Genomic DNA, 13,007 nt, shown 5'->3' with positions numbered 1-13,007 from the left:
TAAGAACAGGTTTCCCCGCGCGCCGCCATCCGCGCGTGCGTCTTGCCAGACGGGTGCGCGTTGCCTATATCTGCCGGTGCCGGAGGGGCTTGCTCCTTGGCTATGGCGATAAACGGCACGTGGAATAAGTGTAGTGGACCCGGGGGCAGTACCCGGCGTCTCCACCAGGTCATCTCTCCGCCATGACCCTTCGGGGCAGGAGAGCATGGGGACGAAACAGGCTCGACACGCATGGTAAAGACCTGCCTTTTGCCCGGCATTGTACCGCCGTTATCGGGCTAACTTACAAGTGCCAACGATAACTCTGAGGTGCTCGCTGTCGCTGCATAAGTGACAAGCGCGGTTCGGGAGGGCACCGGGCAACAGAAGCCCTCCCACTTCCTCGCCCGATCATGGCATTATTCCTCTGGTTGTGATGTCTGACCTGCTATGGCGGCTCTTGTGCCGCCATGCGGTTTGACGCATGGCTGAATGCTGTGGCAGGGCGTGGCGCGACCCACACGGCCATCATGGCCCGGCCGGCTCCCCGTGGAGCGGCCGGACGGTACGGAGTATCCCGCATGTCCGACGAACGCGACGAGGAAAACGGTTTCGACGCCATGATCCCCGAAAGCCTTCTGCCCTACGAGTCCTGGATCGAGGACGCGTATCGCGCGGTGATGCTGCGCGCGCTGGAGCATGTGGGTCGCGAAGGGCTGCCCGAGGGGCATCATTTCTATCTTACCTATCGCACCGACTGGCCGGGCGTGGTCATGCCCAGCCGGCTGCGCGCCCAGTATCCGCACGAGATCACCATCGTGCTCCAGCATCAGTTCTGGGACCTGAAGGTGGATGAGGACACGGGGACCATTTCGGTCGGCCTGTCCTTCGGCGGCGTGGGATCGATCCTGGTCATTCCCGCCGACGCCGTGACCGCCTTCGCCGACCCGCACGTCCGGCTCGCGCTGCGCTTCACCCCGCCCGAGCCGGCGGCCGAGGAGGACGCGGCGCCCGTCGCCGCCGAGCCCGCGGCCCAGGCCGACGAGGCCGCGGAGGCGCCCGCCGAGGGTGCGCCGGCCTCGCCACAAGTGGTCAGCCTGGCCGCCTTCCGGAAGAAGGGATCCGGTCCGGGCTGAACCCGACACCATCCGGGGGGCCCGGATGCGGCCGGGCTCTCCGTGCATCGCCACCACCCGGAACCAATCCGGGGGAGACAGGCACACAGAGGGAGATCATCCATTGAACGCCTCATCCACCCCCCCCAAGCCTCCATTGAAACCGTTCGTATACGGCCCGCTCTTTCCACTTCACGACGACGACACGCCCTATCGGCGGCTGGAGATCGAAGGGGTCCACACCACGGTGTGCGACGGCCGCACGGTGCTGCACGTCAAGCCCGACGCGCTGGCCGAACTCGCCGCCCGCGCCTTCCACGAGATCGCGCACCTGCTGCGCCCCGGCCATCTGGCGCAGCTCGCCAGGATCCTGAAAGACCCCGAGGCGTCGGACAATGATCGCTTCGTGGCGCTGGACCTGCTGAAGAATGCCTGCATCGCCGCCGGCGGCGTGCTGCCGATGTGCCAGGATACCGGCACCGCCATCGTCTACGGCAAGAAGGGCCAGCGCGTGTGGGTGGACGGCAACGAGGAGGAAGCGTTCTCGCGCGGCGTCTACGACACCTACACCCGCACCAGCCTGCGTTATTCGCAGATGGCGCCGCTGTCGATGTTCGAGGAAGTGAATACCGGCACCAACCTGCCGGTGCAGTTCCATATCTCGGCCACGCCGGGCGACTATCATGCCGAGCAGATGGACCTGATGTTCGTCGCCAAGGGCGGCGGTTCGGCCAACAAGACCTTCCTGTTCCAGGAAACCCGCGCCCTGCTATCCAGCAAGGAAAACCTGCTGAAATGGCTGGACGTCAAGGTGCGCACGCTGGGCACCTCGGCCTGCCCGCCCTACCATCTGGCCGTGGTGATCGGCGGCATGTCGGCCGAGCAGACGCTGGAGACGGTCAAGCTGGCCTCCACCAAGTGGCTGGACACCCTGCCGACGCAGGGCAGCCCGCAGGGCCACGCCTTCCGCGACCTGGAGATGGAACAGGAAATCCTGAAGCTGACGCAGGGGCTGGGAATCGGCGCGCAGTTCGGCGGCAAGTATTTCTGCCATGACGTGCGCGTGGTGCGCCTGCCGCGCCATGGCGCGTCGCTGCCGGTGGGCATCGGCGTATCGTGCTCAGCCGACCGGCAGATCAAGGCGCGCGTCACGGCCGACGGATTTTTCCTGGAACAGCTCGAAGCCGATCCCGCGCGCTTCCTGCCCGAGACGACCGACGAGCATCTGGGCGGCGAGGAAGTGCAGGTCGACCTCGACAGGCCGATGACCGAGATCCGCGCGCAATTGTCGCAGTACCCGGTCAAGACCCGGCTGTCGCTGACCGGCACCATGGTCGTGGCGCGCGACATCGCCCACGCCAAGTTCCGCGAGCGGCTGGAACGCGGCGAGGGCCTGCCGCACTATCTGAAGGACCATCCGGTCTATTACGCCGGGCCGGCCAAGACGCCCGACGGGCTGCCCACCGGCTCGTTCGGCCCCACCACCGCCGGGCGCATGGACAGCTATGTCGATATGCTCCAGGCTGCCGGCGGCTCGTTCGTGATGCTGGCCAAGGGCAACCGGTCGAAGGCGGTGCGCGAGGCGTGCCATAAATATGGCGGCTTCTATCTCGGTTCGGTCGGCGGCCCGGCGGCGCGGCTGGCCAAGGACTGCATCCGCAAGGTCGAGGTCCTGGAATATCCGGAACTGGGCATGGAAGCGGTGTGGAAGATCGAGGTCGAGAATTTCCCGGCCTTTATCGTCATCGACGACAAGGGCAATGATTTCTATGAAGGTCTGACGGGCTGAGCCCGGGGGCGCCGCGCCCGCTCGGCTTCCGTCTATAAGGAGATCCCCGTTCCATGCGCTTTACCGTCGATCGGCTGGACCATGTCGTCATCACCGTCCGCGACCTGGAGGTCTCGGCGTCCTGGTATCAGCGGGTCCTCGGCATGGAGCGGGAGGAGTATGGGCGCAACAACCGCACGGCGCTGAAATTCGGCGGCCAGAAGCTCAATCTCCGCCCCCATGGGGCGGAGGGCTGGGCCACGGCCACCGACGCGCTGCCCGGCACCAACGACCTGTGCTTCATCACCGCCGTCTCCAGCGGCGATGTGGTCGAGCATCTGGAAGGATGCGGCGTTCGCGTCACCGACGGGCCGGTGGCGCGGCTGGGCGCGCTGGGGCCCGTCACCTCGGTCTATTGCGAAGATCCCGACGGCAATCTGGTCGAGATCGCCTCATACCAGGGCTGATCGTGTCCGGGACGGCTTCCTCCCCGGCGGCCGATCCGGCGTCGCGCTATCCCCGTCCGCATGACCGGCCGCTGGCGGGCGAGCCGCATCCCGACTGGCTGATCCATCCCCGTCTTTATGCCTGCGAATGCGCGGGCACCGCGCTGCTGATGGTCTTCGGCGTCGCCACCAACATCCTGCTGGGCGCGGCCGGCAGCCCGGTGGGGCGGGTGCTGGCGGCCCATCCCGCGTTGCAGGTCGCCTTGCAGGGACTGTTCTTCGGCCTGGGCGGGACGCTCGCGGCGCTTTCGCCCTTCGGCCGGGTCAGCGGCGGGCATGTCAGCCCGTCGGTGACCCTGGCTTTTACCCTGATGGGGCGCCTGGCCTGGCGGGACATGCTGGGCTACGTCGCGGCCCAATTGGCGGGCGCCGTGCTCGGCACCGGCCTGGTGGCGCTGGCGGGCCTGACCTGGCCGCGCTGGGCGGCGTGGGCGCGCGTCACCCACTTCTCCGCCACCCTGCCCTCGGATCTGGTGCCGCTGAGCTGGGCGTTCGCGGGTGAGATCTGCACCACCGCGCTGCTGATCGGCAGCCTGCTGTTCACGGGCGGGACCGCCCGCCTGCGCTGGATGACGCCGCTGGTGGCCGGCCCGCTGTTCTTCCTGCTGAATCCGTTCGAAGCCTGGCTGTCGGGCGACAGCACCAACCTGGCCCGCAGCCTGGGACCGGCGCTGTTCTCCGGCCAGTGGCGCGGCTTCTGGATCTATGGCGTGGCCCCTTTTGCCGGCGCGGCCCTGATGGTGGCGCTGGTGCGGCTGGGCGTTCTGGGAGCGATCGAACTGCGCGAGGCGCGGGTGGCCCATTTCGGCCATCATGGCCGCGCGCCGTATCTGCTGCCGTGGCGGCGGCGGGGCACGCCCGCGCCATAAAGCCGCGCGGCGGGAACAGGAGGGGGGATGGAGAACGCGGCCGGCTTCACGAAATCTTCCACGCCTTTCTGGATGCGGCCGCCCGATGCGACGTTCGCCGCCCTCGCGTCCGGCGCGCAGGGTCTGACGGCGGATGAGGCGGCAGCGCGCCTGGCCGCCGACGGCCCGAATACCGACAGGCCGGTGCGCCGGATCTCGCCGGCCGTCGCCATCGCCCGGCGGGTTCTGGAGCCGCTGATCCTGCTGCTGCTGTTCGCCGCCGCCGTCTCGGCGGCCATGGGCGATGCGACCAGCGCGGGCATCATCGCCGCCATCATCGTCGGGTCGATCGCGCTCGATGCGATCCAGGAAGGCCGCGCGGCCCGGACGGCCGACGCGCTGAAGCAATCGGTGGCGCTGACGGCCGAGGTCCGGCGCGATGGCCGGTTCATCGATATTCCCACCGCCGACATCGTAGCGGGCGACGTCTTTCGCGTGCGGGTCGGCGACGTGGTTCCGGCCGATGCCCTGATTCTGGACGTTTCAAGCTTCACCGCCGACGAGGCGGCGCTGACCGGCGAGCCCTATCCGGTGGAAAAACATCCCGGCATCATTGCGTCCCGCGCCCCCGCCGAGGCGACCAACGCGCTGTTTCGCGGGTCGATCGTGCAAACGGGGGAGGCGACGGCCCTGGCGGTGGCCACCGGAGGCAAGACCCTGTTCGGCGCGGTGGCGTCCGTGCTGGCCGAGGATGCCGCGCCCTCGCCGTTCCAGCGCGATCTGCGCGCCCTTGGGCTGGTCGTCGCGCGCGCGGCCGGCGTCCTGTCCGTGGCCGTGCTGGCGGTCAACCTGCTGTTCGGGCGGCCGTTGATCGACTCCCTGATGTTCGCGGTGGCGCTCGCGGTCGGGCTGACGCCGGAACTGCTGCCGATGATCACCACGGTCACCCTGTCGCGCGGTGCCGTGCGGATGGCGAGGCAGCGGGTGATCGTCAAGCGGCTGACCGCGATCCACGATCTCGGCGCCATGACGGTTCTCTGCACCGACAAGACGGGCACCCTGACATCGGCCGAGATCGTGCTGGCCGGCAGCCTCGATGCCAGGGGCGCGGACGATCCGCATATCGCGATGCTGGCCGGCCTGTGCGCCGCGCTTGCCGGCGATCGCGGCGCCATGGACGGCGCGCTCGCCGCCGCCGCGCCCCAGGCCGCCGAGGGGTGGACCGCGCAAGGCCGGATCGGCTTCAATTATGAACTGCGCCGGGGCTCGGTCCTGGCGGCGCGGGAGGGGGAGCGCCTGCTGATCTGCAAGGGCGCGCCGGAAGCGATCCTGGCGGTGTGCGACCGGCAACGGGACGGGTCGGGGGCGATCATGCTCGACGACGCGGCCCGCGACGCGATCGCGGCCCGGCTGCGCGGCCTTGCCGCCCAGGGGCTGCGCGCGGTCGCGGTCGCGACGAAGCCCTGTGCCGCCCAGGTCGACACGCTGGAGCCCGGCGACGATTCCGACCTGATCTTCGAGGGGGTCTGCACCTTCGCCGATCCGCCGAAGGCGAGCGCCGCAGCCGCCTTGAAGCGGCTGGCGGCGGCCGGCGTGCGCGTGAAAATCCTGTCGGGAGACGATCCGCTGGTGGTTGCGCGGGTCGCGGGCCTGGTCGGATTGACCGAAACGGCCGTCCTGGCCGGGCCGGACCTGGAGATGCTGAACGACGACGCCCTGGCCGCGCGCGTGCAGGGTGTCGATCTGTACGGCCGCCTGACGCCCGACCAGAAGGTGCGCGTGGTGCGCGCCTTGCAGGCCCGGGGCGAGACCGTGGGGTTTCTGGGCGACGGCGTCAACGACGCGCCGGGGATACGCACCGCCGATGTCGGGCTGTCGGTCGACGGCGCGACGGGGGTCGCCCGGGCGGCGGCCGACATGATCCTGCTGGCGCCGGACCTGAACGTAGTGGCCGACGGTGTCGGCGAGGGGCGGCGGACCTTCGCGAATATCCTGAAATATGTCCGCATGGGGTCCAGCTCCAATTTCGGCAACATGCTCTCGATGGCCATGGCGTCGCTGTTCCTGCCGTTCCTGCCGTTGCTGGCGACGCAGATCCTGCTCAACAATCTCCTCTACGATCTGTCGGAAATCGGCATTCCGTTCGATACCGTCGATCCGTCCGACCTTGGCCGGCCCCAGCGTTGGAGCATGCGCGGGATCGTCCGCTATGCCGGGATCATGGGGCCGCTTTCCTCTATCTTCGATTTCATGACATTCGTCGTGCTGCTCGATGGTTTTCACGTCGCGGCGCCAGAATTCCGCACCGGCTGGTTTCTGGAATCGATCGCCACGCAGATCCTCGTGGTCTTCCTGATCCGCACGCGCGGGGCGCCTTGGCGGACGCCGCCCGACCGGTGGCTGCTGGTCTCGGCCCTGTGTGCCCTGGTCGTGGCACTGGCGCTGCCTTTTACGCTTGCCGGCCGCTGGTTCGGCTTCGCCGCGCCCGGAGCCGGCGTGCTGCTGGGCATGGGAGGGATTACGGCCGGCTACCTGCTCGCGGCGCAATGGGTGAAGCGCGTGGCGGCCGGGGGGCATTGAGCGGACATGGCTTCCATGCGTTTTTTGGATTAAGAAAAAATCAGGATTTCTATAGGGTTTTCCTGATCTTGGACGAGCCCGGATCGCCGCGGACGACGGTCCGGCCACGTTCCGGGGCCCGAATCGTCTTGACCTCGGGCGATCCGGCCCGTTCATTCCTTTCAAGAGGTGACAGGAGAGGAAAAGAGGCATGCTACTGGTGGGCGCCGGCGTGGCCATTCTCTCCATGGTTCTGTTCGGATTATGGATGTGGATCGACGATCAGGCCGTGAATGACGAAGGTCCGAAAGCCGACCGTGACGCGGCGGATGCCGAATTCGAACGGACCATGAAGGACATTGAGGACGGAAAATAAAGCGAGGGTCGCGCCATTATTCGCAAAGGCTGGATTCGGCGGCGGGGGTGATGTTACCAAGCGCGGACCAATCAGGCCGGTGATGTCGGGGCCGGGGCACGTGACCCGCCACGGCGACGGTCGCGCGCGCATCCAGTTCGGGCGACGGGCGCGACGCCACCGAGCAACAGGATCGCGCGGGAATTTGAACATTTGGTCAAAAAAGGTTGCGGCTGCGGACAGAGTCGCCCTATCGTATCGCCAATGGATCGAATGGCGGAGATTGTCATGACCGCGACACCGGACATCGTTTGTGGCCGCCTGAGCGAACTGGAGCTGTCGCGGAATTTCGCGGACGCGCATCCGGCGCTGACAGGCCCGCAGGCGGCGCTTGAGGCCGACCGGTGTCTTTACTGCTTCGACGCGCCCTGCATGGAAGCCTGCCCGACCGGCATCGATATTCCGCGGTTCATCAAGGCCATCGCGACGGGAAACCTGGCTGGCTCCGCCCGCACGATCCTGGAGTCCAACATTCTGGGCGGGTCGTGCGCGCGCGTGTGCCCGACCGAAATCCTGTGCGAGCAGGCCTGCGTCCATAACGGTCTGGAGACAGGCAAGCCGGTGCGGATCGGCGCGCTCCAGCGGTTCTCGACCGACTGGCAGATGCATCATGGCGGCCAGCCCTTCGTTCGCGCTCCGCTGACGGGGCGGCGCGTCGCCGTGGTGGGCGCCGGTCCGGCGGGCCTGGCCTGCGCGCACCGCCTGGCGATGCACGGACATGACGTGGCGCTGTTCGACCGGCACGCGGAGCCGGGGGGGCTGAACAGCTATGGCGTGGCCGCCTACAAGCTGGCGGACGATTTTGCCCGGCGCGAGGTCGCGTTCCTGATGGCGATCGGCGGCATCACCTTCCACGGCGGGGTGACGGTCGGCCGGGACATCACCCTCTCGGCGCTCGGCGGGCACTATGACGCGGTCTTTCTGGCGACGGGTCTGGCGGGCGTGCGCGCGCTGGGCCTGGCGGGCGAGACGCTGGACGGCGTGATGGACGCGGTCTCGTTCATCGAGACTGTGCGCTCGAACGACAAGAAGGACGTGCCGGTGGGCCGCCGGGTCGTGGTGATCGGCGGCGGCAACACGGCGGTCGACGCGGCGGTGCAGGCCAGGCGGCTGGGCGCGGATGAGGTGACGCTGGTCTATCGCCGCGGGATCGAACATATGTCCGCGACACCGGTCGAGCGCGAATGGGCGCAGACCAACGGCGTGACCGTGCGGCTGTGGGCCGCGCCCGAGCGCCTGCTGTCTGAAAATGGTGTATTGACGGGCATTATCTTCGCGCGCGGCCGGGCGGGCGCTGACGGGCATGTCGTCTATGATCCCGAGGACAGCTTCACGCTGGCGGCGGATATGGTGCTGAAGGCCATCGGCCAGGTTTTCCTGCCGGCGCACGCCGAGGGCGAGCATATAGCCGTCGAGGGCGGGCGGATCGTGGTGGATGCGCGATACCGGACCTCGATGCCCGGCATCTATGCCGGCGGCGACTGCATCGCGGGCGAGGACCTGACCGTGGCCGCCGTGCGCGACGGCCGCGACGCGGCCGAGGCGATTGACAAGGCGTTGCGCGCGGCAGGGCAGGAGAACGGATAATGGCTGATCTGCGCACGGTTTTTGCCGGAATTTCTTCGCCCAACCCGTTCTGGCTGGCGTCTGCCCCGCCGACGGACAAGGAATATAACGTCCGCCGCGCCTTCCAGGCCGGCTGGGGCGGGGTGGTGTGGAAGACGCTGGGAGAAGATCCGCCGGTCGTCAATGTCAGTTCCCGCTACGGCGCGTTGACCTATGAGGGGCGGCGCATGGCGGGGTTGAACAATATCGAGCTGATCTCGGACCGGCCGCTGGCGACGAATATCGCCGAAATCAAACGTGTGAAGCGGGACTTTCCGGACCGCGCCCTGGTGGTCAGCCTGATGGTGCCGTGCCGGGAGGAGAGCTGGAAAGCCATCCTGCCGATCGTCGAGGAAACGGGCGCCGACGGGATCGAGCTGAATTTCGGCTGCCCCCATGGCATGTCCGAGCGCAACATGGGCGCGGCGGTGGGCCAGGTTCCTGAATATGTCGAGATGGTCACCCGCTGGTGCAAACAGTACACGCGCATGCCGGTGATCGTGAAACTGACTCCCAACATCACCAATATCCTGGCGCCGGCGCGGGCCGCGCTGGCGGGGGGCGCGGATGCGGTGTCGCTGATCAACACGATCCAGTCGGTGATCGGGGTCGATCTGGACGCCATGGCGCCGATGCCGGTCGTGGGCGGCCAGGGCACGCATGGCGGCTATTGCGGGCCCGCCGTCAAGCCCATCGCGCTGCGCATGATCGGGGACATCGCTCGCGATCCGGACCTGTCGGCGCTGCCGATTTCGGGCATCGGCGGCATCGGCGACTGGCGCGACGCGGCGGAATTCCTGGCCATGGGGGCGACGACGCTTCAGGTCTGCACGGCGGCGATGCATTATGGCTTCCGCATCGTCGAGGACATGGCCGACGGCCTGTCGCGCTGGATGGACAGCAAGGGCTATGCCGGGGTCGCCGATGTGACGGGTCGTGCCATTCCGCGTTATGTACACTGGAACGATCTCAATCTCAAATTCCGTACCCTGGCGCGTATCGACCAGGATGCCTGCATCAAATGCGGCCTGTGCCATATCGCCTGCGAGGACACGTCGCACCAGGCGATCGCCCGGCTGCGCGACGGCGCGAACCGACGGTACGAGGTGATCGACGCCGAATGCGTGGGGTGCAATCTCTGCGCGCATGTCTGCCCGGTGGATGGATGCATCACGATGGAGCCGCAGCCGGTTGACGGGATGCAGACCTGGCGGGAACATCCCAACAATCCGAGCCGGGTCACCGCCTGAACCGCGAGAGATGCCGGCCACGACGTCATTTGGGAAAGAGATCGACATGACGCATGCGACGGGCGGCAGCAACCTGCGGGTGGATGGCGAGGCGCTGTGGACCGACCTGATGGAAACGGCACGGTTCGGCGGCACGCCGAAAGGCGGGATAAAGCGGCTGACGCTGACGGCGGAAGACAGGCAGGTGCGCGACTGGTTCGTGAAGGCATGCGAGGATCTCGGCTGCGCTGTGTCCTGCGATTCCATGGGCAACCTGTTCGCGCGTCGTCCCGGCCGCGATGACAGCCTGCCGCCCATCACCATGGGCAGCCACCTGGACACCCAGCCGACGGGCGGCAAGTTCGATGGCATTCTGGGCGTGCTGGGTGGTCTCGCGGTGCTGCGGGCGCTACGCGAGGCGGGCCATGTGACCCGTCACCCCATCGAGTTGATCAACTGGACCAATGAGGAGGGCTCGCGCTTCACGCCGCCGATGATGTGTTCGGGCGTGTTCGCCGGCGTTTTCACCGAGCAGGAGGTGCTGGACAAGCGCGACCGCGCGGGCCTGCGCTTTGGCGAAGAACTGGAGGCCATCGGCTATCGCGGTGAGGAAATCTGTGGCCGCCATCCGCTCGCCGCCTATTTCGAGTTGCATATCGAGCAAGGGCCGATCCTGGAGGCCGAGGACCGTACGATCGGCGCGGTGGCGGGCGTGCAGGGCATGCGCTGGTACGAGGTGACGGTACGCGGCCGGGACGCGCATGCGGGGTCCACGCCCATGCCCTTGCGCCACGATACCCTGCTGGCATCCGCCCGGATGATCGCGGCTCTGGCCGAAGTGGCGCGCGCCCACGCGCCGGGGGTCGGCACGGTGGGGCTGATCGAGAACCGACCCAACAGCAACAATGTGGTGCCGGGTGAGACGTTCTTCACGGTGGATATCCGCCATCCCGACGATGGCGTGGTGGCGGCGATGGAGGCCGCGTTCCAGGCCCGTTTCCGCGCGATCGCGGAGGCTGGCGGCGTCACGCTGGATATCGTGCCGATCTGGGACGCGCCGGCGGTGCATTTCGACCCTGCCTGCGTGGCCATGGTGGCGGACGCGGCGCGTGAGGCGGGTTTCGACCCGCGCCCGATCGTCTCCGGCCCCGGGCATGACGCGGCCTATGTCGCGCGTGTCGCCCCTACCGCCATGATCTTCGTACCGTGCAAGGACGGATTGAGCCATAACGAGGAGGAAAGCATTACCCAGGCCGATGCCCAGGCGGGGGCCAACGTGCTGTTGGGCGCGATCCTGCGAGCCGACGCCGCGTTCTGACGCCTGCCGGCGCCGGCTCCGGGGCTTGTCGCTACGCTGCGCCGCTGCCATAAGGTGGTCTGTCGCAGCAGCAGGTCAGATCTGTGCCCAGGACAATTCCAGCCGCGCCCGCCGTTCCCCCGAAGTCCGAGCGGATGGGTGCGCCGCGGCGTGCGACACTGCCGCAGATCCTGAACGGTGCCGAACTGACCTTCGCGGCGCGCGGCTTCGCCGGCACGCGGCTGGAGGACATTGCCCGTGCCTGCGCCATTCCCAAAGCCAATATCCTCTATTATTTCGGGTCGAAGGAAGAACTTTACCACGCCACCCTCAGCCGCCTGCTGGCGCGCTGGCTGGCGGATGCCGACGAATGGCTGGTGGCCGAGCGCGATCCGCGCGAGGCGATGGAACAGTATATCCGCCTCAAGATGGCGAGTTCGGAAAGCCGGCCCGCCGCGTCACGCCTGTTCATGCAGGAATTGCTGTCGGGCGGGCATGCCGTACGCGCCTTCCTGGAAGGGGACCTGCGCGCGCATGTCTCGCGTCGGGCCGATGTGTTCAGATGCTGGCAGGAAAAAGGGGTGATGACCGCGATCAACCCGGTTCATTTCATGTTCCTGCTGTGGTCGATGACGCAGGCCTATTCCGACATGCAGGTTCAACTGGAGGCGGTCCTGGGGCGCGAGGCCTTGACATCGAGCGATTTCGAAACGGGCGTTGCGACTATCATGACATTCGTCTCGTCGGTGTTTCCACCGATAACGCGGAAGGCGCGGGCTCGGCCTGAGCGGCGTGGCCGGTTGGCATCAGGGAATTTGCTTTCCACGACCGGCAAGATATAGGTTGGATAGCCGGAAAAATGCTTGCGGCGTTGCGATGCCGCCGACAAGGGTTTTTCGCCTCTATTCCGAGCGTCCAACTTCATGGTGAGGGACGCTGCGAGGTGAGTTGACCGGGCGGCGAGGCGCGTTCCGGTCGGATGCCGACACCAGACCGCCACGCGCACGTGTTGTTTCGCCAAGATCACACTGTTATTTTCGTAATAATGTATTAAAACAAAAGGGCGAAATTCCCTAGCCCGGATTATGCATGATGGTTGGCGGGTATGGGCATAACGTCTTGATCTGATGTAGGATTTGGGTGTCGACACCAAAACCCACCTGATCGGGACCGCACCATGCCCGCCACTGTCGAGCCTATCGCTTTTCTACCCGGCCTGTCACCGGTCTGCGGCAAGCCGATCGAGGCCCGTTTCGACGAAGCTCTGATGTCCTCGGACGGCGGCTTGCTGGCACTGCGCGAGATCGAGCGGCGTCTTGGCATGGCCCGGCGCCTGGCCGCCTGCATCGATGATCCGCGGGCACCGGAACGTGTCGTGCATCCGCTCGACGGGATCCTCCGCTTTCGTATGCTGATGATCGCCGCGGGTTATGAGGACGGCAACGACGCTGACTGGACTTGCGCTGAAAAAGTGGAGAGCTCCTGATACACTGAGAGAGGAGTTTTCTGGGCATGCCACAGAAGCGGTTCACGAAGGAATTTGAGGATGAGGCCGTTCGCCTATCGCGGACGAGCGGCCGGACGAAACGGGAGATAGCTGCAGATCTTGGGATCGGCCTATCGACACTGACGCGATGGATCTCTCGTAGCCGAGATCGGGAGATTGACGAGCCAGATCGGCGGCTG

Annotated in this window: 11 protein-coding genes, 1 other RNA gene and 1 pseudogene; all 13 read left to right on the top strand. The window is 66.9% G+C overall.

Going from position 1 to position 13,007, the window contains the following annotated elements:
- Positions 1 to 38: 38 nt before the first annotated feature.
- Positions 39 to 379, top strand: a transfer-messenger RNA (tmRNA) gene (ssrA, locus tag HLH48_RS04335).
- Between the two features lie 181 nt (positions 380 to 560).
- Entirely contained in the window at positions 561 to 1,115 is a 555-nt protein-coding gene (locus HLH48_RS04330; protein WP_182996283.1) for an SspB family protein, read from the top strand.
- 103 nt (positions 1,116 to 1,218) lie between these two features.
- The gene (locus HLH48_RS04325) at positions 1,219 to 2,883 is read left to right on the top strand and encodes a fumarate hydratase (protein WP_246386877.1); all 1,665 of its coding nucleotides are present in this window, start codon (positions 1,219 to 1,221) and stop codon (positions 2,881 to 2,883) included.
- Between the two features lie 53 nt (positions 2,884 to 2,936).
- Positions 2,937 to 3,329: a VOC family protein gene (locus tag HLH48_RS04320; protein WP_114725502.1), complete on the top strand. Its 393-nt coding sequence runs from the start codon at positions 2,937 to 2,939 to the stop codon at positions 3,327 to 3,329.
- A 2-nt stretch (positions 3,330 to 3,331) separates the two neighbouring features.
- Positions 3,332 to 4,237 (top strand): MIP/aquaporin family protein, encoded by a 906-nt coding sequence (locus tag HLH48_RS04315; protein WP_182996433.1) that lies wholly within the window; start codon positions 3,332 to 3,334, stop codon positions 4,235 to 4,237.
- 27 nt (positions 4,238 to 4,264) lie between these two features.
- Entirely contained in the window at positions 4,265 to 6,796 is a 2,532-nt protein-coding gene (gene mgtA, locus HLH48_RS04310) for a magnesium-translocating P-type ATPase (RefSeq protein WP_182996282.1), read from the top strand.
- 190 nt (positions 6,797 to 6,986) lie between these two features.
- Complete coding sequence (locus tag HLH48_RS04305) at positions 6,987 to 7,151, top strand: hypothetical protein (RefSeq protein ID WP_182996281.1); 165 nt, start codon at positions 6,987 to 6,989, stop codon at positions 7,149 to 7,151.
- A gap of 267 nt (positions 7,152 to 7,418) precedes the next feature.
- A complete protein-coding gene (locus tag HLH48_RS04300; protein ID WP_182996280.1) occupies positions 7,419 to 8,777 on the top strand; it encodes an NAD(P)-dependent oxidoreductase in 1,359 nt (452 codons plus the stop codon).
- Complete coding sequence (preA, locus tag HLH48_RS04295) at positions 8,777 to 10,045, top strand: NAD-dependent dihydropyrimidine dehydrogenase subunit PreA (protein WP_182996279.1); 1,269 nt, start codon at positions 8,777 to 8,779, stop codon at positions 10,043 to 10,045. The genes HLH48_RS04300 and preA overlap by 1 nt, the downstream gene beginning before the upstream one ends.
- A 46-nt stretch (positions 10,046 to 10,091) precedes the next feature.
- Positions 10,092 to 11,342, top strand: coding sequence for a M20 family metallo-hydrolase (locus HLH48_RS04290; RefSeq protein WP_182996278.1), 1,251 nt, complete (start codon positions 10,092 to 10,094; stop codon positions 11,340 to 11,342).
- Between the two features lie 134 nt (positions 11,343 to 11,476).
- On the top strand, positions 11,477 to 12,163 hold the full coding sequence (locus tag HLH48_RS04285; RefSeq protein ID WP_182996277.1) for a TetR family transcriptional regulator C-terminal domain-containing protein: 687 nt from the start codon (positions 11,477 to 11,479) through the stop codon (positions 12,161 to 12,163).
- Between the two features lie 335 nt (positions 12,164 to 12,498).
- Positions 12,499 to 12,774, top strand: a pseudogene (locus tag HLH48_RS04280) (transposase); the annotation flags it as partial.
- Positions 12,775 to 12,833: 59 nt separating this feature from the next.
- The coding region (locus HLH48_RS04275; RefSeq protein ID WP_182996276.1) for a transposase at positions 12,834 to 13,007 on the top strand (174 nt) is incomplete at its 3' end.

It is taken from the genome of Gluconacetobacter sacchari (assembly GCF_014174255.1).
GTDB lineage: Bacteria > Pseudomonadota > Alphaproteobacteria > Acetobacterales > Acetobacteraceae > Gluconacetobacter > Gluconacetobacter sacchari.
This window is presented reverse-complemented; position numbering and strand designations above follow the sequence as displayed.

Coding starts and splice junctions, on each gene's coding strand:
- preA (WP_182996279.1), top strand. CDS start 8,777: ATGGCTGATCTGCGCACGGTTTTTGCCGGAATTTCTTCGCCCAACCCG.
- HLH48_RS04300 (WP_182996280.1), top strand. CDS start 7,419: ATGACCGCGACACCGGACATCGTTTGTGGCCGCCTGAGCGAACTGGAG.
- HLH48_RS04320 (WP_114725502.1), top strand. CDS start 2,937: ATGCGCTTTACCGTCGATCGGCTGGACCATGTCGTCATCACCGTCCGC.
- HLH48_RS04290 (WP_182996278.1), top strand. CDS start 10,092: ATGACGCATGCGACGGGCGGCAGCAACCTGCGGGTGGATGGCGAGGCG.
- HLH48_RS04305 (WP_182996281.1), top strand. CDS start 6,987: ATGCTACTGGTGGGCGCCGGCGTGGCCATTCTCTCCATGGTTCTGTTC.
- HLH48_RS04285 (WP_182996277.1), top strand. CDS start 11,477: ATGGGTGCGCCGCGGCGTGCGACACTGCCGCAGATCCTGAACGGTGCC.
- HLH48_RS04330 (WP_182996283.1), top strand. CDS start 561: ATGTCCGACGAACGCGACGAGGAAAACGGTTTCGACGCCATGATCCCC.
- mgtA (WP_182996282.1), top strand. CDS start 4,265: ATGGAGAACGCGGCCGGCTTCACGAAATCTTCCACGCCTTTCTGGATG.